Annotated in this window: 22 protein-coding genes; 8 read left to right on the top strand and 14 right to left on the bottom strand. The window is 70.1% G+C overall.

The features are described from left to right. Positions 1-91: 91 nt before the first annotated feature. From M5C96_RS25385 to M5C96_RS25370, 4 genes are all read left to right on the top strand, one after another. Positions 92-1102 (top strand): 2Fe-2S iron-sulfur cluster-binding protein, encoded by a 1011-nt coding sequence (locus M5C96_RS25385; RefSeq protein ID WP_272566086.1) that lies wholly within the window; start codon positions 92-94, stop codon positions 1100-1102. An 88-nt stretch (positions 1103-1190) separates the two neighbouring features. Further along, entirely contained in the window at positions 1191-2456 is a 1266-nt protein-coding gene (locus tag M5C96_RS25380) for an aromatic ring-hydroxylating dioxygenase subunit alpha (RefSeq protein WP_272566085.1), read from the top strand. Positions 2457-2459: 3 nt separating this feature from the next. Next, positions 2460-2951, top strand: coding sequence for an aromatic-ring-hydroxylating dioxygenase subunit beta (locus tag M5C96_RS25375; RefSeq protein WP_272566084.1), 492 nt, complete (start codon positions 2460-2462; stop codon positions 2949-2951). A gap of 13 nt (positions 2952-2964) precedes the next feature. Next, positions 2965-3288: a non-heme iron oxygenase ferredoxin subunit gene (locus tag M5C96_RS25370; protein WP_272566083.1), complete on the top strand. Its 324-nt coding sequence runs from the start codon at positions 2965-2967 to the stop codon at positions 3286-3288. Positions 3289-3312: 24 nt separating this feature from the next. Here M5C96_RS25370 and M5C96_RS25365 read toward each other — a convergent pair whose 3' ends face one another. From M5C96_RS25365 to M5C96_RS25310, 12 genes are all read right to left on the bottom strand, one after another. Then, the gene (locus tag M5C96_RS25365) at positions 3313-4782 is read right to left on the bottom strand and encodes a methyl-accepting chemotaxis protein (RefSeq protein ID WP_272566082.1); all 1470 of its coding nucleotides are present in this window, start codon (positions 4780-4782) and stop codon (positions 3313-3315) included. 162 nt (positions 4783-4944) lie between these two features. Next, entirely contained in the window at positions 4945-6252 is a 1308-nt protein-coding gene (locus M5C96_RS25360; protein ID WP_272566081.1) for an MFS transporter, read from the bottom strand. 4 nt (positions 6253-6256) lie between these two features. Next, the gene (locus M5C96_RS25355; RefSeq protein WP_272566080.1) at positions 6257-6814 is read right to left on the bottom strand and encodes a hypothetical protein; all 558 of its coding nucleotides are present in this window, start codon (positions 6812-6814) and stop codon (positions 6257-6259) included. Between the two features lie 61 nt (positions 6815-6875). Further along, positions 6876-7571 carry a hypothetical protein gene (locus M5C96_RS25350; protein ID WP_272566079.1) on the bottom strand — a complete coding sequence of 232 codons (696 nt, stop codon included), beginning with the start codon at positions 7569-7571 and terminating at the stop codon, positions 6876-6878. A 151-nt stretch (positions 7572-7722) separates the two neighbouring features. Continuing rightward, positions 7723-9111, bottom strand: a complete 1389-nt coding sequence (locus M5C96_RS25345; RefSeq protein ID WP_272566078.1) for a sigma-54-dependent transcriptional regulator — start codon at positions 9109-9111, stop codon at positions 7723-7725. Continuing rightward, positions 9096-10553: a sensor histidine kinase gene (locus tag M5C96_RS25340; protein ID WP_272566077.1), complete on the bottom strand. Its 1458-nt coding sequence runs from the start codon at positions 10551-10553 to the stop codon at positions 9096-9098. Before M5C96_RS25340 ends, M5C96_RS25345 begins: the two co-directional genes overlap by 16 nt. Positions 10554-10690: 137 nt before the next feature. Then, positions 10691-11755: a homocysteine S-methyltransferase family protein gene (locus M5C96_RS25335; RefSeq protein ID WP_272566075.1), complete on the bottom strand. Its 1065-nt coding sequence runs from the start codon at positions 11753-11755 to the stop codon at positions 10691-10693. 22 nt (positions 11756-11777) lie between these two features. Continuing rightward, entirely contained in the window at positions 11778-12659 is an 882-nt protein-coding gene (locus M5C96_RS25330; RefSeq protein ID WP_272566074.1) for a LysR substrate-binding domain-containing protein, read from the bottom strand. A gap of 52 nt (positions 12660-12711) precedes the next feature. Then, entirely contained in the window at positions 12712-13875 is a 1164-nt protein-coding gene (locus tag M5C96_RS25325; protein WP_272566073.1) for an acyl-CoA dehydrogenase family protein, read from the bottom strand. Continuing rightward, positions 13872-14288, bottom strand: coding sequence for a cupin domain-containing protein (locus M5C96_RS25320; protein ID WP_272566072.1), 417 nt, complete (start codon positions 14286-14288; stop codon positions 13872-13874). The genes M5C96_RS25325 and M5C96_RS25320 overlap by 4 nt, the downstream gene beginning before the upstream one ends. After that, positions 14285-15538 carry a CaiB/BaiF CoA transferase family protein gene (locus M5C96_RS25315; protein WP_272566071.1) on the bottom strand — a complete coding sequence of 418 codons (1254 nt, stop codon included), beginning with the start codon at positions 15536-15538 and terminating at the stop codon, positions 14285-14287. Before M5C96_RS25315 ends, M5C96_RS25320 begins: the two co-directional genes overlap by 4 nt. A 171-nt stretch (positions 15539-15709) precedes the next feature. Continuing rightward, positions 15710-16681: a Bug family tripartite tricarboxylate transporter substrate binding protein gene (locus M5C96_RS25310; protein ID WP_272549857.1), complete on the bottom strand. Its 972-nt coding sequence runs from the start codon at positions 16679-16681 to the stop codon at positions 15710-15712. 280 nt (positions 16682-16961) lie between these two features. Here M5C96_RS25310 and recQ point away from each other — a divergent pair, with 280 nt between their 5' ends. The 4 genes from recQ (at position 16962) to M5C96_RS25290 (ending at position 23141) form a co-directional block, all read left to right on the top strand. After that, positions 16962-18836, top strand: coding sequence for a DNA helicase RecQ (gene recQ / locus M5C96_RS25305; protein ID WP_272566070.1), 1875 nt, complete (start codon positions 16962-16964; stop codon positions 18834-18836). A gap of 271 nt (positions 18837-19107) precedes the next feature. After that, entirely contained in the window at positions 19108-20109 is a 1002-nt protein-coding gene (locus M5C96_RS25300; RefSeq protein WP_272566069.1) for a hypothetical protein, read from the top strand. Between the two features lie 28 nt (positions 20110-20137). Further along, positions 20138-21274, top strand: a complete 1137-nt coding sequence (locus tag M5C96_RS25295) for a M15 family metallopeptidase (protein WP_272566067.1) — start codon at positions 20138-20140, stop codon at positions 21272-21274. Between the two features lie 109 nt (positions 21275-21383). Next, on the top strand, positions 21384-23141 hold the full coding sequence (locus M5C96_RS25290; protein ID WP_272566065.1) for an SAM-dependent methyltransferase: 1758 nt from the start codon (positions 21384-21386) through the stop codon (positions 23139-23141). On the opposite strand, the gene M5C96_RS25285 is transcribed toward M5C96_RS25290, so the two are convergent. Together M5C96_RS25285 and M5C96_RS25280 are read right to left on the bottom strand one after the other, a co-directional pair. Further along, complete coding sequence (locus M5C96_RS25285; protein WP_272566064.1) at positions 23138-24310, bottom strand: serine hydrolase; 1173 nt, start codon at positions 24308-24310, stop codon at positions 23138-23140. The genes M5C96_RS25290 and M5C96_RS25285 overlap by 4 nt on opposite strands. Continuing rightward, positions 24192-25424: a serine hydrolase gene (locus M5C96_RS25280; RefSeq protein WP_272566063.1), complete on the bottom strand. Its 1233-nt coding sequence runs from the start codon at positions 25422-25424 to the stop codon at positions 24192-24194. Before M5C96_RS25280 ends, M5C96_RS25285 begins: the two co-directional genes overlap by 119 nt. Positions 25425-25541 lie beyond the last annotated feature (117 nt).

Here is a 25541-nt window from a genome sequence, read left to right as displayed (position 1 = left end):
TGATGCGGTGTATTCACGCCATTCTATTGGCTGATTATCGGATCGCGGGAATGATCGGGGCCATAACAACGACAGTGAGTGAGACAACCCGATGGAACTGCATATCGAGCCGCTGGGTCGCGTGCTGCCCGTGGCACCGGGCGCCAACCTGCTGGAAGTGCTGCGCGAGCACCAGATTCCCGTTTCCTACAGTTGCATGGCCGGGCGCTGCGGCACCTGCCGCTGCAAGGTGCTCTCGGGCGAGGTGATCGATGCGGGCCAAGCGCTGCGCATGCCGCCGCTGGGCGGCGGCGAGGGGCAATACGTGATGGCCTGCCAGACGGTGCTGAGCGAGTCCTGCACCATCGAGATCCCCGAGCCCGACGAGGTGGTGGTGCGCACCGCCCGCACGCTCAAGGCCACGGTGACGGCGGTGGAAACGCTCACGCACGACATCCGCCGCCTGCGCCTCAAGCCGGCCAAGCCGCTGGACTTCTCGCCGGGGCAGTACGCGCAGTTGCAGTTCGGCCCGGGCCTAGTGCGGCCGTATTCGATGGCCGGGTTGCCGCACGATGACGAACTCGAATTCCACTTGCGGCTGGTCGAGGGTGGGCGGGTGTCCACCCATGTGGCCCAGGTGCTGGCCGTGGGCGATGCGGTGCGCGTGAGCGGGCCGCTGGGCTCGGCCTACCTGCGCCGCAAGTACGAAGGTCCCATGCTCTGCGTGGCGGGCGGCACGGGGCTGGCGCCGATCCTCTCCATCGTGCGCGGCGCGCTGGAGTCGGGCATGCCCAACCCCATCCACGTCTATGCCGGCGCCCGGTCGGCGCGCGATGTCTACGGCCTGCAGTGGCTGAAAGATCTGCAGCAGCGCCACCCGCAATTGCAGGTGCATGCCGTGGTGGCCGCGGCCGCCGTGGTGGCCGCGGCCGATGCGGCGCCGGGCCAGCGCACGGGCCTGGTCACCGACGCGATCGCGCAGGACTGGCCCACGCTGGAAGGCTGGCGCGCCTACCTGTGCGGATCGCCGCCCATGGTGGAGGCCGTGTCGCTGCTGGCGCGCCAGCGTGGCGTCGCCGCCGAGCATCTCTACGCTGATGCCTTCTACGCCAGCACGCCGTGAGGCAGGGGCCAGCGCCCCTTCCTGCGCGCCCTTCCTTCTCTTGATTCGCAGCGCCCCATCACAAGCCCCAAGCCAAGGAGACAACGACATGAGTACGCCCCACCCCGTCTTCCCATTGCATCCGACCTGGGAAAGCCCCGGCACGCACCGCGTGCCCTTCGCGGCCTACACCAGCGAGGACATCTACCGCCGCGAACTGGAGCGGTTCTTCTACCGCAGCCACTGGTGCTACGTGGGCCTGGAGGCCGAGGTGCCGAACCCGGGCGACTTCAAGCGCACGGCCATCGGCGAGCGCTCGGTCATCCTGGTGCGCGGCGAGGACATGCAACTGCACGTGGTGGAGAACGTCTGCGCGCACCGCGGCATGCGGTTTTGCCGGGAGCGCCATGGCAACCGCAAGGAGTTCGTCTGCCCCTACCACCAGTGGAACTACAAGCTCGACGGCGCGCTGCAGGGCGTGCCTTTCCGGCGCGGCGTCAAGCAGGACGGCAAGGTCCACGGCGGCATGCCGGCGGATTTCAAGCTGGAGGAACACGGCCTGACGCGGCTCAAGGTGGCCACGCGCGGCGGCGTGGTCTTCGCCTCGTTCGACCACGGCGTGGAGTCCCTGGAGGATTTTCTCGGGCCGGTGATCCTGGGTTACTTCGACCGCCTGTTCAACGGCCGCAAGCTCAAGATCCTGGGCTACAACCGCCAGCGCATTCCGGGCAACTGGAAGCTGATGCAGGAGAACATCAAGGACCCCTACCACCCCGGCCTGCTGCACACCTGGTTCGTGACCTTCGGGCTCTGGCGGGCCGACAACAAGTCGGAGCTGAAGATGGATGCGCGCCACCGCCACGCGGCCATGGTGTCCACGCGCGGCGAGGCCAAGAAGCAGTCCGACGTGTCCAACGTCTCCAGCTTCAAGGCCGGCATGCAGCTGGAAGACCCGCGCTTTCTCGACATCGTGCCCGAGCCCTGGTGGGGCGGGCCCACGGCGGTGATGACCACGCTGTTCCCCAGCGTGATCCTGCAGCAGCAGGTCAACAGCGTCTCCACGCGCCACATCCAGCCCGTAGGGCACGATGCCTTCGATTTCGAATGGACGCACTTCGGCTTCGAGGACGACACCGAGGAGATGACCGAGCGCCGCCTGCGCCAGGCCAATCTGTTCGGGCCGGCGGGCTTCGTCTCGGCCGACGACGGCGAGGTGATCGAGTTCTCGCAGCAGGGCTTCGAGCAAAAACCTTTCCATCGCGCGCTGGTGGAGCTCGGCGGCCGGGAGGTGGGAGACACCGACCACATGGTCACCGAGACGCTGATCCGCGGCATGTACGAGTACTGGCGCGGCGTGATGGAAAAGGAGGACTGAACCATGGACGCCCAATCCACCGCGATCGAATTCGCCGACTACTTCGCCCTGCAGCAGCTCTATGCCGACTATGCCGCCGCGCTCGACGCAGCGCAGTGGGACCGGTGGCCCGGCTTCTTCACCGAAGACTGCCTCTACCGCCTGCAGCCGCGCGAGAACCACGAGCGCGGCCTGCCGCTGGCCACGCTGTCGTTCGACAGCCAGGGCATGCTCAAGGACCGCGTCTACGGCATCCGCGAGACGCTGTTCCACGACCCGTATTACCAGCGACACGTGATCGGTGCGCCGATCGTGCGGCGGGCCGGAGAGGGCCGTTGGGCGTGCGAGGCGAACTACGCCGTCTTTCGCACCAAGCTCTCGGAGCCTTCCACGGTGTTCAACGTCGGGCGCTACCTGGACGTGGTGGTGCGCACGCCCGAGGGCCTGCGCTTCGCCCGTAAGGAGTGCATCTACGACAGCGAAATGATCCCGAATTCCATCATCTACCCCATCTGAGAGGAGACACACCATGCCAGCAATCGACACCGGATGGACCGAGGCGACCGCGCGCGCCGACCTGCCCGAGGACGACGTGGTGGGCGTGACCGTCGAGGGACGCGACGTGGCGCTCTACACCGTGGACGGCGAAGTGTTCGCCACCGACAACCTGTGCACGCACGGCAATGCGCGGCTGTGCGACGGTTTCCTGGAGGGGCACGAAATCGAGTGCCCGCTGCACCAGGGCCGCTTCGACGTGCGAGACGGCAGCGCGCTGTGCGCGCCGCTCACCCAGGGCTTGCGCAGTTACCCCGTCCGCGTGGAGCAGGGAACGGTGTACCTCAAGCTCGCTTGACGCGAGGCGGCATGCGCCGCCGGCTCAGGTGGGCGCCGCCAGCGTGCCGCGCGGCGTCTGGAACTGGAACCCCTCCACCACGCTCTTGAGCCGACCGGCATGCTCCAGCAGGCTGGCCGCCGCGGCGGAGGACTGCTCGACCAGCGCCGCGTTCTGCTGGGTCATGTGGTCGAGTTCGGTGACCGACGTGCTCACGCGGCCCAGGTCGCTGGACTGGCCTTCGACCGACGTGCTGATGGTGCCCACGACCTGCGAGGCGCGCCGTGCGCAATCGACCACGTTCTGCATGTTGCGTCCCGCGTCGGCCGCCAGCGTGCTGCCGCGCTCGGCCTGCGCCACAGAGGCGGCGATCAGCGTGCGCACCTCGCGTGCGGCCTCGGCGCTGCGCCCGGCCAGGGCCCGCACCTCGCTGGCCACCACGGCGAAGCCCCGGCCCTGCTCGCCGGCACGGGCGGCTTCCACGGCCGCGTTCAGCGCCAGTATGTTGGTCTGGAAGGCGATGCCGTCGATCACGCCCACGATGTCGGCAATGCGGCCGGCGCTGGAATGGATGCCCTCCATGGTGGCGACCACCTCCGTCACCACGCCGCCGCATCGTTCGGCCAGTTGCGTGGCCTCCTGCGTCAGGCGGCGCGCGGCCACGGCCTCCTGCACGCTGTGGCGCACCACGCCGTCCAACTGCTCCATGGATGCGGCGGCCTCCTGCAGGTGCGAGGCGGTGCGCTCGGTGCGCTGGCTCAGGTCGCGGTTGCCGGAGGCGATCTCGCCCGAGGCCGACGCCAGGCCGGCCGCGGCCTGATGCACGTCCGCCACCACACCGTTGAGGCGTCCCAAGGCGCCCTGCAGCGCCCGGGCCGCCGCGCTGCGCACGGCCACATGGCCCACGTCCAGCGACAGCTGGCCGTTCGGCTGCAGGCGGCATAGTTGCTGCAGCTCGGCCGACTCGATGGCGTCGGCCCGCGTGCGCATGGCGATGGCGACTTCCACGGCGGTCTGCACCACCACGAAGCTGGCATGGATGAGGATGCGGCCGAAGTCGGGCTCGGTCAGGCAATAGATCGGCAGCCCCGCCAGTTGCAGCCGGTCGAACGCGATGTGGTGCACGGCGATCAGCCCCGCCGCGAAGAGGATGGGCCGCCAGTCGCGGTAGGCCAGCAGGAAGGCCAGGAACACGAAGACGCCGAAGTGCATTTCGGTGGCGCCCAGGCTGAGCTGGATGTGCAGCGCCACCATGCCCATGCCGGCCACCACCATGGCCAGGCGGCTGAGCAGCGTGCCGCGTGCCAGCAGGTAGGCCAGGGCGGCCAGGCCCGTCAAACCCAGGCCCCACAGCGCGGCGGTGCCGGGCCGGCCGTGCACCACGCCGATCCAGAGGGCGATACCCCAGCCCAGGGCGACGATGCCCAGCAGGAGGGCGTCGGCCCGGCGGCCGATCGCATGCAGGGCGTCGTGCGCGCCCATGGAGATGTCGTGGATGCCTTCGCCTCGTGCCATGCGGAATGCTCCCTGCAGTTTCGTTGGGACAGGCCGCGGGGCAGGCAACGCATGGGGTTGCTCCCGAGAATCGGAACCAGCAATCAGGACGCGGCGGGAAACATGTTGTAACGCAGCGGGCCCTCAGGCGTCAACCGAAAAGGTGTGGCGGGGCCTTTCTGCTCAGGCGGGCAAGGCCGGCGGTTGTGCAGGCGCCGGGCCGCTGTGGCCGGCAGCCCGCTGCGCCAGCCAGAAGACGGGCAAAGCCAGCACCGCACATCCCGCCAGCACGGCGAACGCGAGGCCGAAATGCCCCTGCGCCCCGACCACGCTGTTGGCAACGGCGGGGCTCAATGCTGCGCCCACGCCTTGCAGTGTCATCACCAGCCCCAGCGCGGTGTTGTAGCGGCCGCTGCCGCGCACGTACCGTTCCACCATCAGCGGAGTGGCCACGCCCAGCGCGCCGGCCGCCAAGCCGTCGAGCACCTGCACCGGGATGTTGGCCCAGGCATCGGGGATGGCCCAGGCGATGACGCCCCGCACGGGGAGCGCCAGGATGGCGATGTAGACGAACACCTGCAGGTCCCACCGCCGGCTGCGCGACACCCACAGGGCCACCGGCACCATGGTGAGTTGCGCGACGACGATGGCGACACCCGTCCACAGCAGCGGGGAGGAGTCGGGCACCGTGGCGGCGAGCCGCTGGTTCAGCAGCGGCAGCATGGAAGCATTGCCCAGATGAAAGAGCGCACAGGCCAGCCCGAAGCACCACAGCGCGCGGTGGCCCAGAAACGCGCGAAAACCTTCGGGTGCCACGGCTTCGGGGTGGGAGGAGGGGGCAGGCTTGGCACCGTCGGCTTCGGCGCCGCGCGCGGCCACATGGTCAATGTCGCCGGGCCGGATCGCCCGCAGGCACGCCAGCGCACCCACGGCCATGGCGGTCATGACGACGAGCATCCAGGGCGCGCCCATCCAGTGCGCAAAGGCCGCGGCCCCCAGCGCGGACACGATGTTGCCGGCATGGCTGTAGGCCTCGTTGCGGCCGGTCTGGTGGCGCAGGCCGGCGCTGCGCGCCAGCCCGAGCGTGAGCGCGGCCAGTGCGGCCGCCAGCACGGCGCCGGCAGCGCCGGTGAGCACCTGCGACAGCACGAGCAGGCTGGGCGACCGGGTCAGGAAGGCGACGGCGCTGGCGCCCAGCACCGCCAGCGCGCAGACCGCCACCAGCGCCCGCTTGGCGCGCGTACGGTCCGCGAGGGCGCCGGCCAGCCCCCCGGTGGACAGCACGATGCCGATCATCGTCTGGTCGATGCGCTGGGTCTGCAGGTAGGTGGCGAGGAACGGACCGAGCCCGTCGCGCACGTCCGCCATGAAGAACGCCATCCAGGCCAGGGCGGTCAGGGAAGCCCCGGCCGCAACGCCCGTGTGGGCGGGCGGCGGTACGGCCGGGGTGGGCGCGGAAAGCGCGCCAGGGGCGGTGTGCGCGGCGGTCATGGCGTTACAGCTTGGCGGGTTTGCCCGGCACGGCGTGGCCGTTGACGGTGCGCGCCTCGATCACGTGGGCGCCGGTGCTGCCGCGCAAAGGCCGGGCGGGGCCCTCGGCCGTCACCGCATCGCCCGGCTTCAGGTGCAGCCGGGCAAAGCCGTCGGGCCGTGTGTGGATGAAATCGCCCGTGTCCAGCACCACGCCGTTGGGCTCGCCGTGCCGGGCGTGGTGCAGGCGCGCCACATGGCCTTTCACCTCGCGCGGTGCGTCGTCCGGCGCGAACGCTTGGCCGTCGATGGACACCAGTCGCTCGAACACATAGACCTCGTGCGCGGCCTCGCCATGGGGAGGCGGTGGCGCCACGGTGCCATCGACGACCACCGTCTGGCCGGCGCGCAGGGCCTCGAAGGACTGGGCCGCACGGTCGTCGTGCTTGCCGAACACGAACTGCGCAGGCACGCCGTCCACGTCGATCATCACGCCCTCGATGTCGCCGCGCGGGCTGTAAAGGGCATGCTGGAACTGGCCTTCGAGGGACCAGACGTCGATCATTTCCTGGGGTTTGCTCATGGTGTCTCCGAATGGGTGAGGAAAGAAGAAGCGGGTGTATGACGCGTGCCGGGCGGCGGCTTCACGGGCGCAGCGCCGGGGCGCCGATCGGGCCGCCCAGCATGTCCTGCAGGGTGTCCGGCGTGGCGCCCATCTGCGCCGCTTCCATGCCGGTGCCCAGCGCGTTGCGGGTGCCCCAGCCGCGCACCGCCACGGTGGCGCCGGGCTTGAGCAGCGCCGCGACCGACGTGCCCATGTGGGGCGGAAAGCGCACGACGACGCCGTCTTCCAGCAGCAGGCCATGCGCATCGCCGCGGCTGTTGAACAGCACCTGGGCCACGCGGCCATTGGCCTGCAGGGCGGTCAGGGCTTCGCGCGGGGGTGGCGGGGGGCGCTGGCCGGGGGTGGGCGGCGTGTCCTGCACCGTGCGGCCCTGCGACTGGAAGGTCTCGGCGCGCAGCACGGGGGCATCGGGACGGTGCCAGCCGGTCACCTCCAACGGGTCGCCGGGGCGCAGCCACGCGGTGAGGGACTCCGACAGGTGGGGCGGGAAGGCGATCTGCGTGCCGTCCTGCAGCAGCAGGCCGTCCGCTTCGCCGTTCGGGTTGGGCAACCAGCGCTGCAGCCGGCCGCTTGCGGTCGCGGACTGCTCGGCGGCAGGGGCCTGGGCCAGGGGGCCCGGCCCGCCGGGCGGGGGTGGGGGCAGCTGTGCGTGGGCGGTGGCGGCGGCGAGGGCTGCGGCCATCAGGCTGGTGCGGAGCAAAGGGTGGAGCGTCATGAAAGTCATCCTTTCGAGTGGTGGTGCACTTTCTCACTCAAGACGCGTGCCAAGGCTGAATTCCTTATGAATCAATCACTTACGTGCGATGGTGACCACGCGCAGTGGGTGGAACGGCGACAGGTTGTCTGCTTTTGCGACAGGCCGGCGGTCATTCGATGCCGTATTGCGCGAGCTTGCTGTAGAGCAACTGGCGGTGGATGCCCAACCGCCGGGCTGCGAGCGAGCGGTTGCCCTGGGCCTGCGCGAGCGCGTGTGCCAGCATCCGCCGCTCCAACTGCTCGATGGCCTGGGGCAGCGATCCCTCCAGCCAGGCGGCGGGCAACGCGTCGCCCGCCCCGGCGAGGTGGCTGTGGTCGGGGTCATCGGGCGTGCCCAGCGATGGTTGCAGCCCCAGGTCGGCGGCCCCCACCACCGGGCCGCGCTGCAGGGCATGGCAGCGCTCCATGGCATTGCGCAGTTCGCGCACGTTGCCCGGCCAGGCGTGGTCCAGCAGCGCACGCGCCGCGCCGGCCGACAGTCGTTTGGCGGGTTGTGGCGCCGCGGCGCCGCGCAGGAAATGCTCGGCCAGCGGCACGATGTCGGCCAGGCGCTCGCGCAGCGGCGGCAGCACGATGTGCAGCACGTCCAGCCGGTAGCGCAGGTCTTCGCGAAACCGCCCTTCGCGCACGGCCGCCGCGAGGTCGCGGTGCGTGGCGGCCAGCACGCGCACGTTCACCTTCATGGGCCGGTGGCTGCCCAACGGCGTGACTTCGCCCTCCTGCAGCGCGCGCAGCAGCTTGGCCTGCACCTCCGGCGCCATGTCGCCGATCTCGTCGAGCAGCAGTACCCCGCCATCGGCCGCGCGAAAGCACCCGGGCCGCTCGGTGGCCGCGCCGGTGAAGGCGCCCTTCACATGGCCGAACAGCTCGCTTTCCAGCAGTTCTTTCGGAATCGCCGCGCAGTTCACCGCCACGAAAGGGCCCGCCGCGCGCGTGGAATGCCGGTGCAAGGCACGGGCCACCAGCTCCTTGCCGGTGCCGGTCTCGCCCTCGATCAGTACCGGGGCGTCGCTCGCGGCGGCCATGCCGATGCGCTTGTGCACCTCGCGCATGGCTTCGCTGATGCCGATGAGTTCGCCGTCCTCTTGTGCATCCGGTGGCGGTGCGGGCGCGGCGGCCGTGGCACCGGCGTCGGCCTCGGAGCGCAGGGCGCGCTCCAGCACCTCCACCACGGCCGCGCGGCTCACGGGCTTGGTCAGGTGGTCGAACGCCCCCAGGCGCATGGCCTCGATGGTGCCCGAGCCGCTGGCGTAGGCGGTGAGCACCAGCACGGGCGGCAGCCGAGCCATGCGCGCGGCCAGCGCCTCCAGCGTTTGCAGCCCGTCCATGCCGGGCATGCGCTGGTCCAGGAAGATGGCGCTGTAACGGTGGCTCTCCACCCGGCGCAGCGCCTCGGCCCCGCCACCGGCGCCGTGCACTTCGTGGCCCAGGCTCTGAAGGGTTTCGACCAGCGATTCGCGGAAGGCCGCGTCGTCATCGACGACTAAGAGGCGCGCCATGGCAGCTCCAGGATGAAACGGGCGCCGCCGCCCTCGCGGGGCGCGTAGTGCAGGTCGCCGCCATGGGCCAGCGCCACTTCGCGCGCCAGGGCCAGCCCCAGGCCGTTGCCGTCGGCGCGGCCGGTGGCGAAGGGCTCGAACAGTTGCGCCCGCAGGTCTTCGGGCACGCCGGGGCCGTCGTCCTCCACCGTCAGCGTGCACAGGGTGCGCGCCGCATCCACCTGCGCCGACAGCACGGCCTCGCCGCCGGCCGGCGCATGGCGCACGGCGTTGTCCAGCAGGTTGTCGATGGCGCGTGCCGCGTGCACGGGGTCGAACACGGCGTCGGCGGGCGCCTCGCCGCGCAGCGCCAGCCGCACGCCACGGGCTTGCGAGCCCGGACGGGCGGTGTCCAGCCGTTCCTGCAGCCAGGGGCCGAGCGGTACGGTGCGGGGGTAGAGATTGAGCGGCTGCACCAGCGAGAGCAGGCTTTGCACCAGGCCCTCCAGCCGGTCGATCTGCGTGACGATGGACGCCAGCGCGTCGGCATGGCGGGCCGGCGGCGCGGCCAGGGCGTTGTCCGCCTTCAGGCGCATGGCGGCAATGGGGTTGCGGATCTCGTGCGCGACCGAGGCCGTCATGCGGCCCAGGGCGGTCAGGCGCAGGTCGCGGTGGCGCTGGGCCAGGGCCTCCTTCAGCCGTGCCCGGGCGTCTTCCAGGCGGGTGCCGAACGCGTTGAAGCCGTCGACGATGCGGTCCAGCTCGCGGATGCCGGTGCGCTCCAGGTGCGGCACGGCGTCGCCCTGGGCCTGCGCCAGCGCGCCTTCCAGGCGCCGCACCTGGCGCAGGCCGCGCAGCAGCATCCAGCCCAGCCAGGCACCCGATCCCACCACCAGCAGTGCCAGCACCGCGATGCCGGTGCGCAGGGTGTCCTGTGCGGCGATGGCGCCGGCGTGGGCGCGCGTCATGGTCCACACCGCGGTGCCGGGGTGCGCGGCCAGGGGGCAGGCCGCGACCACCAGCACCTCGCGGCTGCCGCGCACCAGGTTCACGATGGGCTGGCCGGTGCTGCCGGCCTGCTTGGCCGACTCGACGATGAGCGGCTGCTCGGCGGCCGGCACGTCGATCTTGACGCCGCTGCCTTCATAGGTGGGGTAGGCGTAGGCCAGCATGCCGCTGCCGGCGCGCCACACGCCGCCTTCCACCTGCGGCACTTCCAGCAGCACCACGTGCAGCAGCACGCGCAGCAGGTCGGTCTGGGGGCTGTCGGCCGGCACGGTGGGCACTGACTTGGCGTAGCGCGTGGCGATGTCCTCGCAGGCCTGCGTGGCGCGTGCCCGGCTGGACGCCACCTGGGCGCCCGAGCCCGTCTGGTAGAGCACCACGATGATGGCCGCGACCAGGGCACAGGCGGCCAGCAGAAAGGCCCAGAAAAGAAGCAGTTGGATGCGCAAAGACCGCACGGTAGCCCATCGGAGTGAGTAAGGGCGAACACGCGGCCGCCCGGTAGGAAAGCGGCGTGTCTTGCATCGCCCGGTGGTGGCCGCGGCCCGTGCCGGGGCCAGGGGCTTCGAATGGGGCCGATCCGGCCCCATTGGGATCAGGCGGCTTCGGGGTAGAACAGCTTGCGTGCCGGCACGGGCGCCACGGCCTGGCCGATGGCCGCGATGTGGTCCGGCGTGGTGCCGCAGCAGCCGCCCACGATGTTGACCAGCCCTTCGGCGGCGAATTCATGCACCAGCCGGCTGGTCACCTCGGGCGTTTCGTCGAACCCCGTGTCGCTCATCGGGTTGGGCAGGCCCGCATTGGGGTAGCAGCTGATAAAGGTGTCTTCCGCCACCCGGTTCAGCTCCTGGATGTAGGGGCGCATCAGGGTGGCGCCCAAAGCGCAGTTCAGGCCGATGGCCAGCGGGCGGGCGTGGCGCACGCTGTGCCAGAAGGCCGTCACCGTCTGGCCCGAGAGAATGCGGCCGGAGGCGTCGGTCACCGTGCCGCTGATGATGAGCGGCAGGCGCTCGCCGCTTTTCTCGAAGAACTCGTCGATGGCGAAGAGGGCCGCCTTGGCGTTGAGCGTGTCGAAGATGGTCTCGACCAGCAGCACGTCGGAGCCGCCTTCGACCAGGGCCTCGGTCTGCTCGTAGTAGGCCGCGCGCAACTGCTCGAAATCGACGTTGCGTGCGCCCGGGTCGTTCACGTCGGGGCTGATGCTGGCCGTCTTGGGCGTGGGGCCCAGGGCGCCGGCCACGAAGCGGGGCTTGTCGGGCGTGGCGTATTTGTCGCAGGCGGCACGGGCCAGCTGCGCTGATTTCAGGTTCATTTCGCGCGCGAGATCGGCCATCTTGTAGTCCTCCTGCGCGATGGTCGTGGCGCCGAAGGTGTTGGTCTCGATCAGGTCGGCGCCGGCGGCCAGGTACCGCTCGTGGATGTCGCGGATCACGTCGGGGCGTGTGAGGCTCAGCAACTCGTTGTTGCCCTTCACGTCACGCGGAAAGTCCTTGAACCGGTCGCCCGCGCCGTCCGGGCCGCTGTAGCCCTCGCCGCGGTACTGGGCCTCGCCCAGCTTGAAGCGCTGGATCATGGTGCCCATGGCGCCGTCGAGGATGGCGATGCGGCGGGCCAGGATGTCGGGTAGCTGTCGGGCGCGGGTGTAGTGGAGCGGAGTCATCCCCCGATTGTAGGAAGCCGCGTCAACCCTTGCCGTGCCCGGCCACGTCGAGGAAAGTCTGCAGCACCGGGGTCAACGCGTCGCCATGCCACGCCAGGACCCCGACGGTCGGATGCTCCAGGTGGGCAATCGGCACGAACCGCACGCCCTGGACGGCCGCTTGCGCCATCGAGGCCGGCACCAGGGCCACGCCCATGCGCATGGCCACCAGTGCCACCACGGTGAGCCACTGCCGGGTGGCATGGCGCGTGTGGGGGTGGATGCCGGCACGGTGGAAGAGGGCGATGACGTTGTCGTGGTTGGCCGGCGCCACGTCGCGCGCGAACATCACGAAGGTCTCGTCGGCGAGGCTTCGCAGGTCGACTTCCGCCTGGCCCGCCAGGGTGTGGTCCTGCGGCAGGCAGGCCACGAAATGGTCCTCGGCCAGCGGCAGGCTGCGCAGGGGCGCGGGCACGACGCTGGCATTGATGAAGCCGGCATGCAACTGCCGGTGCAGCAGGGCTTCGAGCTGCTCGCCCGAGGACATCTCGCGCAGGTTGACCTCGATGCCCGGCGCGCGCTCGCCGAAGGCGCGCACGATGGCGGGCATGTCGCGGTACACCATGGAGCCGGTGAAGCCGATGTCCAGCCGGCCGCGCTGCCCCGCGGCCACGGCGCGGGCCGTCTCGCCGGCGCGGGCCACACGGTCGAGCGCCACGCGCACTTCGGCGAGGTAGGCGTGGCCGGCGGGCGTGAGCGCCACCTGCTTGCTGGTGCGCTCGAACAGCCGCACGCCCAGTTCATCCTCCAGCGCCTTGATGCCCGAGCTGAGCGGCGGCTGCGTGATGGCCAGCCGCTCGGCGGCCCGGCCGAAGTGCAGTTCCTCGGCCAGCACGGCGAAGTAGCGCAGGAGGTGCAGTTTCATGGCGGCGATGATGCCAGCGCGGCCCGCAGCGCCGGCACCGGCTTGCGGCCGTTCAATAGGATTTCGGCAGGCCCAGCACCTTCTCGGCGATGAAGCACAGGATGAGCTGCGGGCTCACCGGCGCCAGGCGTGGTATCCACGACTCGCGCAGGTAGCGCTCCACGTGGTATTCCTTGGCGTAGCCCATGCCGCCGTGGGTGAAGATGGCGCGCTCGCAGGCGTGGTAGCCGGCCTCGGCCGCCAGGTACTTGGCGGCGTTGGCCTCTGCCGCGCACGGCAGGTGCTGGTCGTACAGCCATGCGGCTTTCTGCACCATGAGGTGCGCGGCCTCCAGCTCCATCCACGACAGGGCCAGCGGGTGCTGGATGCCCTGGTTCTGGCCGATGGGGCGGCCGAACACCTCGCGCTCCCTGGCATAGCCTGCGGCGCGCGCCAGCGCCGCGCGGCCCAGGCCCACGGCCTCGCTGGCGATCAGGATGCGCTCGGGGTTCAGGCCGTGCAGGATGTACTGGAAGCCCTGGCCTTCCTCGCCCACGCGGTCTTCCACCGGAATGCGCAGGCCGTCGATGAACACCTGGTTCGAATCCACGCATTTGCGCCCCAGCTTGTCGATCTCGCGCACCTCGACGGTGCTGCGGTCCAGGTCGGTGTAGAACAGGCTCAGGCCCTCGGTGCCGCGGCATTGCTCCACCGGCGTGGTGCGCGCCAGCAGCAGGATCTTGTTGGCCACCTGCGCGGTGCTGATCCAGACCTTCTGGCCGTGCACCACGTAATGGTCGCCCTCCCGCAACGCGCGGGTCTTGAGCTGGAGCGTGTTCAGCCCGGTGTTGGGTTCGGTGACGCCGAAGCAGGCCTTCTCGCGGCCCGCGATCAGCGGCGGCAGCCAGCGCGCCTTCTGCGCTTCGGTGCCGAACACCACCACCGGGTGCAGGCCGAAGATGTTCATGTGCACCGCCGAGGCGCCGGACAGCCCCGCGCCGGTGGCCGAGATCGTGTGCATCATCAGCGCGGCCTCGCGGATCCCCAGGCCGGCGCCGCCGTAGGCCTCGGGCATGGCGATGCCCAGCCAGCCGGCGTCGGCCAGCGCGCGGTGGAAGTCCTCCGGAAAGCCGCCTTCGCGGTCGCGGCGCAGCCAGTAGTCGGCATCGAACGGGGCGCACACCCGCTCGATCGCGTCCCGGATCTGGGCGTGTTCGGGAGAGAGGTCGAAGTTCATGGGGCGGGCCGGATCACCTTGTCAGGCGACTCGCCGTAGGGCGGGCTGTAGATCACCAGCAGCTTCACGGGGGTGTCGCTGGTCACGGTTAAGACATGCATCTGGTCGGCCGGAAAGAAGCACATGTCGCCCGGCACCATGTCGAAGGCTTCGCCCGCCACTTCGGCGCGGGCCGTGCCTTCGAGCAGATAGCACGACTGCTCGATGCCCGGATGGGCGTGGGGCAGGGCGCCGCCGCCCTTGTGCAGCGTGCCCAGCAGCACCTCCATCTGCTGCGCGCCCACCGTCTCGGGGCCGATCAGGCGCTGGTTGTGCGTGTGGTGGTGGTTGGCGGGCTGGTAGCTGGGCACCTGGGCGGCGCGCACGCGGTACCGGGGCGCGGTGGTGGTGGTGGTGGTGGTGGCGAGGGTCATGCGGGTTCTCCGGTGGCGGCGTGGCAGGCGTTTTGCGCGAGCAGGCCGTCGATCTGGGTGGGGGTGTAGCCGGCCTCGGCCAGCAGGGCGCGGGTGTGTTCGCCCAGTTGCGGCGCGGGCGACAGGGTGCGGGGCGGCGGAGTGGCCGACCAGCGCGTGGGATGGGCCATGGCGTGCATGGGCCCCTCGGTGGGGTGCACGCTGTCGTGCAGGAAGCCCGTGGCGCGCAACTGCGGGTTGGTGAGCAGGTCGGCCGGCGAGTTCATCGGCATGTGCGGCACGTCGGCGGCATCCAGCAGCGCCTGCCACTGGGCCGTGGTGCGGGTGCGCAGGATGCGCGCCACCTCGGCATAGACGGTATCGATGTTCGCCGCGCGGGCGCCGTGCGTGGCAAAGCGCGGGTCCTGCGCCAGGCCCTGCGCTTCGCCGATCTCGCCGATGGCTGCGAAGAAGCTGCGCCAGTGCTTGTCGTTGTAGATCAGCACGCAGAGCATGCCGTCGGCGGTTGCATAGGGCTTGCGGTGCGTGGTCAGCAGCCGGGCGTAGCCGGCCTCGCCCTGCGGCGGCTCGAAGGTCAGGCCCGCCATGTGGTCGCCCAGGATGAATTGCGCCATGGCCTCGAACATGGGCACGACGATGGCCTGGCCCTGGCCCGTCTTTTCGCGGGCATAGAGCGCCGCCGTCACCGCGTACACCGCATGCAGCCCGGTCACGCGGTCCGACAGCGTGGTCGGCGCATAGGCCGGCTCGGGCGCGCCGTAGCGCTGCATGAGCCACGGGATGCCGGTGGCGCCCTGGATCAGGTCGTCGTAGGCGGGGCGGGCCGCGTCGGGGCCTTCCTGGTCGAAGCCGCAGCAGCTCACGTGGATGAGGCGCGGGTTGCGCGCGGCCACGCTGGCCGGGTCCAGGCCCAGCCGCGCCAGGGCCTGCGGGCGCACGTTGCTGATGAGCACGTCGCAGCGCTCGGCCAGCCGCAGCGCGGCCTCGCGGCCCTCCGGGTGCTTGAGGTCCAGCGCGATGCTGCGCTTGCCCGCGTTGGCATGCAGGAAGATGTGGCCCATGCCGGGGTGGCGCATGGGGCCCACATGGCGCATGTTGTCGCCGTCGGGCGTCTCCACCTTGATGACCTCCGCGCCCAGCTGGGCGAGGATCTGCGTGGCGAACGGGCCCATGATGACCGAGGTCAGGTCCAGGATCCGCACGCCCGCCAGGGGGCCGGTGCGTGAAGTGCTATGCGTGTTGTCGGTCATGCCATTCTCCAGAACGTCTGACAGGGGCAGCGGCCGGTGCCACCGGTGCGGCCCGCGCGAGCAGACGCCGCGCAAGGGCCGCCCCGCCGCGCTGGCGTCGTCCCCCTTCCCGCAGCGCGCAGCGATGCGAGAGCAAGGGGGAAGCGGCAACACCGCTCAGGGGGATGTCGTTCATTCGGGCTGGATGCGGGCCTGCTGGATCAGCGTGCGCCAGTGGGCCAGCTGGTCGGCCACGTAGGTCGCGAATTCCTGCGGCGTCTTGCTGGGCCACACCTGGAAGCCGATCTGCGCGAGCTTGTCCTGCGTGTCCTTTTCGGCCAGCACGGCCTGCAGCTCCGTGTTCAGGCGGTTCACGATGGCCGGCGGCATGCCGGCCGGCCCGAAGATGCCGTTCCAGGACGTGAGGTCGAAGCCCTTCACCGTCTGCCCGATCGGCGGCACGCCCGGCAGCAGGGGCGAGGGCTGCGTGGTGGTGATGCCCAGCGTGCGCACCTTGTCGCTGGTGAGCATGCTCTTGCCCGAACCCAGGTCGGCCACGTAAACCTGCACCTGCCCGCCCACCAGGTCCGTCATGGCCTGGGGGCTGGACTTGTAGGGGATGCTCAGCACATCGACCTGGGCGATGTGCTTGATGCTCTCCATCGCCACCAGCGAGGTGCTGTTGGGCGTGGCGTAGCTCAGCTTGCCCGGGTTGGCGCGCGCGTAGTCGATCAGTTCGGCCAGCGTCTTCGCCGGCACGCCGGGGTGCACCGCCAGCGCGAAGGGCAGCTCGCCCACCCGCGCCACGGGCGTGAAGTCCTTGATGGGGTCGTACTTCAGGTGGCTGTAGAGCGCCGGGTTGGCCGAGTGCGACGTGTTGGTCGTCATGAACAGCGTGTAGCCGTCCGGCTTGGCCTTGGCCGCGATCTGCGCGGCCACCTGCGCGTTGGCGCCGGGCTTGTTGTCCACCAGCACCGGCTGCTTCAGGCGCTCGGCGAGCTTTTGTCCCACCGTGCGCGCGACCGAGTCCGTGCCGCTGCCGGCCGCGAACGGCACGATCAGGGTGATGGGGGCGTTGGGGTACGGCGGCTGCTGGGCCCGTGCGGGCGCCACGGCGGCGGCCAGGCCGCAGGCTGCCAGCAGGGCCGGGATGAGGTGCTTCATGTCGTTTGTCTCCTGGGTCGGTAGGCCATGCCCCTGTGCCGGGGCTGAAGGCATCTTGTCCGGCGCAGCGATTCGCGTCCAATTGAATAATCGGAGCGATCCATTCGCGTTGCGAATCGTTGGGGGCCGCCGGCCGATGGCGGGGGCGCGGGGCCGGCGCACAATAAGCGCCTTTCCTGGTGGGCCGCCCGGCGCGGCGGGGCCGGGAAATTTCTGTCCAATCGGCCTCTAGTGCATATTCCACTAGGGCGATCTGCTATCAAAAAGAGAGTATTCGATTTTGTCCCCCGCGCATTTCGTTCTGCACGACGTCTTTGGCTATGACCAGTTCCGCGGCCCCCAGCAGGCCATCGTCGAGCATGTGATCGCTGGCGGCGATGCGCTGGTGCTCATGCCCACGGGCGGCGGCAAGTCGCTGTGCTACCAGGTGCCGGCCATCGTGCGGCGCGATGCGGGGCAGGGCGTGGCCATCGTCGTCTCGCCGCTCATCGCGCTCATGCACGACCAGGTGGGCGCGCTGCACGAGGCGGGCGTCGATGCGGCCTACCTCAATTCCACGCTCGACTGGCAGCAGACGCAGGACCTGGAGCGGCGCGTGGCGCGCGGCGACATCACCATGCTCTACGCCGCGCCCGAGCGGCTGACCACGCCGCGATTCCTGGAGTTGCTGGACGGCCTGCACCAGCGCGGGCAACTGTCGATGTTCGCCATCGACGAGGCGCACTGCGTGAGCCAGTGGGGCCACGACTTCCGTCCCGAATACCGCGCGCTCACCGTGCTGCACGAGCGCTATGCCGGCGTGCCGCGCATCGCGCTCACCGCCACGGCCGATGCGCTCACGCGGGCCGACATCGTCGAGCGGCTGCAGCTCGAAGGCGCGCAGCACTTCGTCAGCAGCTTCGACCGGCCCAACATCCGCTACCGCATCGAAGAAAAGAAGGAGCCGCTCGCGCAACTGCTGCGCTTCATCGAGCGCGAGCACCCCGAGGACGCGGGCGTGGTCTATTGCCAGTCACGCAAGCGCGTCGAAGAAATGTCCGCCGCGCTGGTGGATGCGGGCCTCAAATCGCTGCCCTACCACGCGGGTCTGCCGCCCGAGGTGCGCCAGCAGAACCAGGACCGCTTCCTGCGCGAGGAGGGCATCGTGATGGTGGCCACCATCGCCTTCGGCATGGGCATCGACAAGCCCGACGTGCGCTTCGTCGCGCACGTGGACATGCCCAAGAACATCGAGGGCTACTACCAGGAAACCGGCCGCGCCGGCCGCGACGGCCTGCCGGCCGACGCCTGGATGGCCTACGGCTTGCAGGACGTGGTGAACCAGCGCCGCATGATCGACGAGAGCCCGGCGGGCGAGGAATTCAAGCAGGTCATGCGCGGCAAGCTCGACGCGCTGCTGGCGCTGGCCGAGGCCACCGATTGCCGCCGCGTGCGGCTGCTGGGCTACTTCGGCGAGCCGTCCGAGCCCTGCGGCAACTGCGACAACTGCATCAGCCCGCCCGCGGTGTGGGACGGCACGGATGCGGCGCGCAAGCTGCTGTCCACCATCTACCGCGTGCACGAGGCCAGCGGCCTGACCTTCGGCACCGGGCACATCATGGACATCGTGCGCGGCAAGGACACCGAAAAGGTCAAGCAGTTCGGCCACGACCAGCTCTCCACCTTCGGCCTGGGCAAGGATTACTCCGAGGCGCAGTTGCGCGGCGTGCTGCGCCAGCTGCTGGCCACCGGCGCCGTGGGCCTGCACAAGGTGATGCTGGAGAGCGGCCACAGCTTCGACACGCTCAGCCTCACCGACGGCTCGCGCCCCGTGCTCAAGGGCCAGACGCCGGTGCAGCTGCGCGAATCCACGGCCGCCACGCCGGCCCGGCGCACGCGCCGCAGCGCCGCCCCACCGGCCGCCGCGGCCAACCTGGGGCCGGACGCGCAGGTGCGCTTCATCAACCTCAAGGCCTGGCGCGCCGAGGTCGCGCGCGAGCACAACCTGCCCGCCTACGTGATCTTCCACGACGCCACGCTGGCCGCGATCGCCGAACGCAACCCGTCCACGCTGGACGATCTGCAGGGCATCAGCGGCATGGGGGCCAAGAAGATGGAGGCGTATGGGGCCGAGGTGCTGCGGGTTTGCGGGCAGGGCGAGAGCACCGTTGGATGACACCCGCCTGACACCGCGGCCTTAATTGATTCAGCTCGTAAGAAGACTGGATCAGGTGTAACGCGCCCGGTACCATCCGCCGGCGTTCGCTCTCGAACGCTGCGCCGGGCGTTGCCATGGCCCCCGGTCTTGCCCGAAGCGCATGGCCTGGCGCGCGCATGCTTTGCCTGTCCTTCCTTGGGACCAGCGCACCGTGTTTCCTTCTTTTTCTAGGCGGATGTCCATGGTTTCCCCCTCATCGTCATGTCGCAGTGCCTGCCCGTCGGTTGGCGTGCCCGCCGCCACCCGGGCGCTGGGGGTGCTGGCGTCCTTCCTGTTGCTGGCAGGAGTGGCCAATGCCGCCTCCGCACAGCAAGACGTTCCTTCCTCCCGCCAGGTGCTGGAGTCTTTCCCGGTGAATGGCCAGCCGGTGCCTGGGGTGCGGCAGGGCTACGAGCTTTCCCTTGCCGCATGCAAGGATGCGGCCTGTGCTTTCGAGGTTCGCCTGCTGTCCGGGGTCGGGGAGCCGCTGGCCGAAGGCGGTGCGGGTGTGTCGGTACTGGGGGCCACGGCGCTGGAGTGGCCTGCCTCTGCAGCGCCCGCGCAGCCGCTGGACGCCCCGCAGCCGGGAACCGGCCCGTTTCTGGCCAACACCGCCGCGTCCCGCGTCTGGTCGACGGGGGAAGAGGAAAGCACGGTCACCGCGTCGGCCAGCGCCGTGCCGGTGGAGCCGGGCAAGCCCTCTGGTGCGCGCGCCTTGCTAGTCACGCAGATGGCCGGGTTCGACCACCCCAAGCGCCGCCACGCGCTGTACGTGACTTCGCAGGGCGCTCTCAAGACGGCCTGGTCGCGCAGCGAACCTCAGGGGCCCTACGTGTCCCAGGTCATCGCCACGCCAGGCCATGCGCCCATGTACCTTTCCGTGTTCTTTTCCCCCGATGACGATGCGGCCGACAAGGTGTCCGCCCGGCGCCTGGCGTGGAACGCCAAACGGCAGGTGTTTTCCGAAGAACCGTCTCTGGCCGCCGTGCAAGCGGTGGTGGCGGGTTCGTATCCCACCGTCCGTGCGGCCCGCGCTGCACGCGCCGCGTCGGCCTGTTTCGCGGGATATGGCGTGGTGGACACCTGGCCTGGCAAAGGGCGGGTGCCCCACCGCTACGCGCTGATCGCACTGGCGGTGGCACCCGAGCAGGCCCATGCGGAGGCGGCGCGCCTGGGGCAGTGCCAGCCAGGCCTGCAGGCACGGCAGCATCTGCTCAGTCGCCTGTCGCCGCGTTCATCCTCCAACCCGTAAGCCCGAACCATCGCACCGAGGGAGCACCATGCCGGACATCAAGGACAGCGTCGGAGAAGGCGCCAAGAACCAGGGCCACGACGTGGCACTTCTGCAAGCCATGCTGCGGGTCATCAAGGACGCCAAGAATGCGCCCTACCTCAGCGTGGACTACGACGGCAGCTACGGTGGGCAGACCCGCGCGGCGATCGAACGCTTTCAGATCGACCAGAAGCTGGCGCAGAGCCCGGTCGCCAAGGCCGCTGCAGCGAAAGGGCCTGCGGCCGTACCACCCGTGCCGGCTGCGGCGGGCGGAGCCCAGGAGACACTGGGTCTGGTCGCCCCTGGCAGCGCGACGTTGCAAAAAATCAATGCCATGCTGCCGGCCACGCACCAGGCGATGCGCTCTTCCCCCGGCTCCAAGACGGTGTACATCGCGGCCGATGCCAAGGATGCGGCCACCAGCAAGGCGGCGATCGCCAGCGATGCGGAGTACGAGCCCACCTTTCGCGCCAAGCTGTCCAACCTGGTGCAGCAGATGTACGACACCCACAAGATCGTCCTGTGGATCACGCCCACGGGCCGCCGCCGCACCTTCGCCCAGCAGGCGGCAGAGACGCAGACCAATGCCGGGCCCGGCGAGAGCAACCACAACTTCGGCCGCGCGGCGGACATCGGCTTTCGGCGGTTCCAGTGGGTCAAGGGCAACGGGGTGATCGCCACCGATGCCGACTGGCTCAACGGGCTCGAAGCCGCCAAGGCTGGCGAAGCGACCCGCTGGTGGAACGAGCGCGATCTGCTGGCCGCCAAGGAAGGGCTGCTGCCGCTGAACTTCGAGCGGGTGCATCTGCAGGCGTTCGCGCAGAAGGGCGTGAGCAACCAGCGATCGCTGGCCCAGCTGCTGAACGCGGTGTCCGCGAGCAACATGCGCTGGAAAGCGGCCTACCAGGCCGACCTGCAGTCCCAGGGCAAATACTGGGCGAATGTCGGCACGGCGAAAGCCATCTGGGCCGGCAACGCGGCGGTGACGAAATCCGACCTGGCCAAGGCGCGAACGGCGGCCACCGGAAAGCAGGTCAAGGATGCCGACATTGCGCAGGCCGAGGTCGACGCCATGCGCAAGACGCTGAAGGCGGACTTCCAGGCCGCCGATGACAACTGGGTGAAGTGGACCGCCGTGCCCTGATGCACGGGTCCCGGACCGGGCCTCGGTGCCTTGGCCGGTCCGTACCTGCAGGCGTCTTCGCCCTTGCGAAGTTTTGCCGTTCGACATTCCATGCCCGAGGGGCCCTATCTTGAGAAATGATTTTTCCCTGGAGGGTGCCGCGCGCATCCCCTTGCCCTTCAATCCCGAGTCCGCCCGCGCGATGCCTTCGGGACCGCGCTCTCCACAGGACGTGCTGTCTTGCGTCAAGGTCGCCTCGCACGAGCTTCAGGGTTTCCGGCCCATCGCCGAGAGCATCGAGTGGGACCTGGGCCATCTGCATTGGGCCCGGGCGGGGCTGCTGGCGTTCGCCGAGAACGAAGTGCCGTTCGTGGTGAACAACAGTGGGCGGCTGTCGGAAGACGCGGCCGCGCTGCTGTTCAACCACTGCGTGTCGACCGAGCCGGCCGGCCCGATCCATGTGCTCGAACTGGGCGCGGGCTGCGGCTTGTTCGCCCGCTATTTTCTGCAGGCCTTCAATCAGCTGTGCCAGCAGGAAGGCCGTGCCTTCGACAGGCAACTGGTGTATTTCGTCACCGATGCGTCCGAGCGCACATTGGCGCAGTGGCGCGAGCGCCGCATGTTCGATGCATTCGGGGCACAGGTGGTCATGGCGCGATGCGATGCCACCCGGCCGACCGAGATCCGCCTCGCTGACGGAAGGGTCCAGTCGCTGCAGGCGCTGCAGGCCGTTTTCTGCAACTACGTGCTCGACGTGCTGCCCGCCACGGTGCTGCGCCGCCAGGGGGAACGCATCGAGGAACTGCGCGTGCGCACCCGGCTGACCGACAACGCCGACTTGGTGCGCCAGTACACCCCCTTGGGCCTGGAGGAGATCCGGGCCTTGGCGAATGCCCACGATCCGGACCAACGCGCATTGCTGCTGCCGCTGGCGGGCCTGTTCGATTACGAGGTGGACTTCTTTCCGCTGGAGGGCGAACTGCCGCCATTTGCCGGGCAGGCGCTGGAGCGGGCCGATCCGGTGCCGAAGTTGCTGGTCAACCACGGGGCATTCGGTGCGCTGCACACGCTGCAGGGGCAGTTGGTGGACGGGGGCTTCATCCTCATCAACGACTATGGTGCCAGCACGCCCCAGGCGGCTGCGGAGTCGGCGGCGCCCCAGCGCTTCGGCAAGACCAGCGCGATCGGGCTGAATTTCCCGCTGCTCGGGCAACTGTTCGACCGCGACGGCTGGCGCGTGGTGGTGCCGGAGGGCGATGCCACGCGCGCCATCCATGCCCGCCTTTTGGTCAAAGTGGAGCAGGAGCGCACCATTGCGGCGTTCGGCAACCGCTTTTGCGCCGATGCGCAGCAGTTCTTCGATGGCCCGGCGCAGGACGCGCGCGGGCACCTGCAGGCCGGCCGGCAGGATGCCGCGCTCGAAAGCTACCGCCTGGCCATTGCGCGCAATCCGCGGGACTGGCGGCTGCTGGGCGAGGTGGCGGAGTTCGTGGGCATCCAGTTGCGTGACTTCGCCGCAGGCATCGAGTTGGCGCGCAGCGCGCTGGACATCAACCCGTGGCTGAGCGCCTGGCTGTGGAACGTCCTGGGCGATTGCCTTTATTGCCTGGAGCGGCATGGCGAGGCCCAGGAGGCGTACTTCCAGGCGCAGCGCATCGATCCGAAGGACACGCGCACCCAGCTCAACCTGGCCTATGCCTGGCAGCAGCGCGCGGATTTCGAGAAGGCGCTCGGTGCGGTGGCGCGGGGCCTGGCGGGCGACGTGCACGGCATCCACGGCCCCCGCCTGCTGGAAAAGCAGCAGCAGATCCTGGCCCAGATGGCATCGCTGCGGGCCACGGAAATGCAGCGCTCCGCAGAGCGCGCCGCGCGGCTGCAGGCGGCTTAGAGCGGCGGCCTGCTTCCCGCCTGGGGCCCCGCCGGCGCCCTGGGGCCCTTGGCCGGTATCCGGTCCTGCAGCATCGTCTGCGTGATCGCGCGGCCCACCTGTTCGAAGGCCTTGCCGGCCTCCTTCATCTCGTCCAGCCCCTCGGCGCAGGCGGCCACCACGATGGCGTTGCGGCCGTTGTCCTGCGGGTCGATCACGCCCATGTGGCAGGCCCGGTGCAGTTGCGTGCCGGTCTTGTGGATGAACCGCACGGTGCGCGGCAGGCCGGCCTCCAGGCGGTAGGCGTCGTAGGTGTCGAACTTCAAGTCCTTGTAGAGCAACTGCTGGTGCGCCGGCGAAACGAGCTGGCCGCGCACCAGCTTTTCCAGCATGGCGCCGTAGCCCTCCAGCGTGGCGGTGTTGTGGTTCGTGCGGTAGTAGCGGTCGTAGGCCTCGTCCAGGGTCTGCACGCGCAGCGCGGAGGGCGCCACGCCGAGCGTGCGGGCGAGCGCCTGCAGGCGCTTGGGGCCAACGGGGGCGCCTGCGATGCGCACCAGGTCCATGTTGGAGAGCCGGCGCGCGTCGGGGTGGGCCTCGGCATAGACCTGGTAGCGCACCTCGGTGAAGTTGGTGATGCGGCCCACGCCGCGGCCGCCCAGCAGGGCCTGCGCGCGCTGGTTCAGCGTGTCTTCGCCCACCGCGCGGATGAGCATGTTGGCGGCCGTGTTGTCGCTCTCCATCAGCATGCGCTGAAGCAGCGATTGCACGCTGTGGCGCGTGCCTTCGGGCTGCCAGACCACGGCGCCCGAGCCGTCGACCTTGTCGCGCGCCTGCACCACGAGTTGCTGGTCCAGGCGCAGGCGGCCGGCCTCGGCCTCCTGCAGCACGGCGATCGCCACCGGCAGCTTGACGGACGAGGCCAGGTACCAGGGCCGGTCGGCCGCATGCGCGAAGGTCTCGCCGTTGTCGAGCCGCTTGACGTACAGGCCCAGTTGGCCGGGCGTGGCCTGTTCGATGCGTTCCACCTGCTGGCGCAGCGCATCGGCCCAGGCGGGCGCGGCATGGGCGGGCTCAGGGTGGGTCGTCGTCCACGCCAGCGCCAGGACCAGCAGGGCCAGCGTGGCCCCCCGGGCCCGCGGTGCCGGAAGGGGCCGCGGCGCGGCTCGGCACGGTTTGGCAGGGAGTTTCATGGGGTTTTCCATCCGACAACAGGCCCGACTGGCAGAGGGCGATGCCGACCTGCCGAAGCGTGCGGTCGGACCGGGCCGTGGACAGTTCGCCGCGCGTGCAGGCCACCACGATCACGCGCCGGTCTGTCGGCAGGCGCGGCACCGTCACGAGGCCCGAGTCGCATGTTCGGGCGCGCTGCGTGCCGGTCTTGTGGGCGAAGCGCGCACGGGTGGGTAGTCCGGCCTTGATGCGGTTCGGGCCGGTCTTCACCCGCTCCATCACGCCCAGCAGGTAGGCCGTGTGGCGCGGCTCCAGGAGCTTGCCTTCCACCAGCTGCGCGAGCAGTTCGGCGTACGCATCGAGCCGCCCCGAGTTGAGCCCGCTGGCGTAGTAGGCCTCATACGCCTCGCCCACCGACAGGGGCCGAAGGCCATCGGCCGGCACCCGCAGCAGGCGTGCGAGGGTGGCCTTCACATCGGCATCGGTGCGCTGCTGGTGGAGCGCGATGAAGTCGCGCCCCGACAGGTGCACGGCCTCGGGTGTGAGCTGGGCGTAGGCCTGGCGCCGCACGTCCGCCAGGTGCGTGATGCGCTCGAAGCCGCCCGGCACCACCGACTGCACCAGCGCGTTCACCTCGCGCAGGCCGACGAGGTCGATCAGCATGTCGCTGGCGGTGTTGTCGCTGTACACGATCATCTGCTCCAGCAGCCAGCGCACGCTCAGCGCCGCGCCCACCGGCTGGTTCTTGGCGGGCCCGGCGCCGTCCACGTAGTCGGTGGCGCGCAGGGTGAGCGGCGTGTCCAGCGTGTAGTCGCCGCGCTCCACGCCGCGCAGCACGGCGATGGCCACCGGCACCTTGATGGACGAGGCCAGGTACCAGCGCTCCTCGCCGTGAAAGGAGAAGGACTGCCCCGTGTCCAGGTCGCGCACGTGCACGCCGAAGGCCGCGCTGCTGTGCGCCGCGACGCGGTCCAGCTCGCGCTGCAGGGCCTTGGCCCAGGGCGGCGCAGGGGTGGTCGCCGGGGGCGAGGGGTCGGGCGGTGTGGCGAGCGCGGGCGGCGGCAGCATCAGTGCCGCCCCTGTGGTCCAGGCCAGGGCGATGGGGCGCAAGCGTGCGAAAGCGGTAGAGGGCATGCGTGGCGTGTGAGGACAACCGGGAAGGAATGCGAAGCCGCCAAGGTACACCGGCCCCCGGCCCGGCGGCGTAACACCCCGTGCGGCGTGGGTGTGGGACAGGAGCGCATGGCAGGC

This window comes from Acidovorax sp. GBBC 1281 (assembly GCF_028473645.1).
Lineage (GTDB): Bacteria > Pseudomonadota > Gammaproteobacteria > Burkholderiales > Burkholderiaceae_C > Paracidovorax.
Note: the sequence above shows the minus strand (reverse complement) of the source record. Positions and strands in the feature narration are given on the sequence as shown.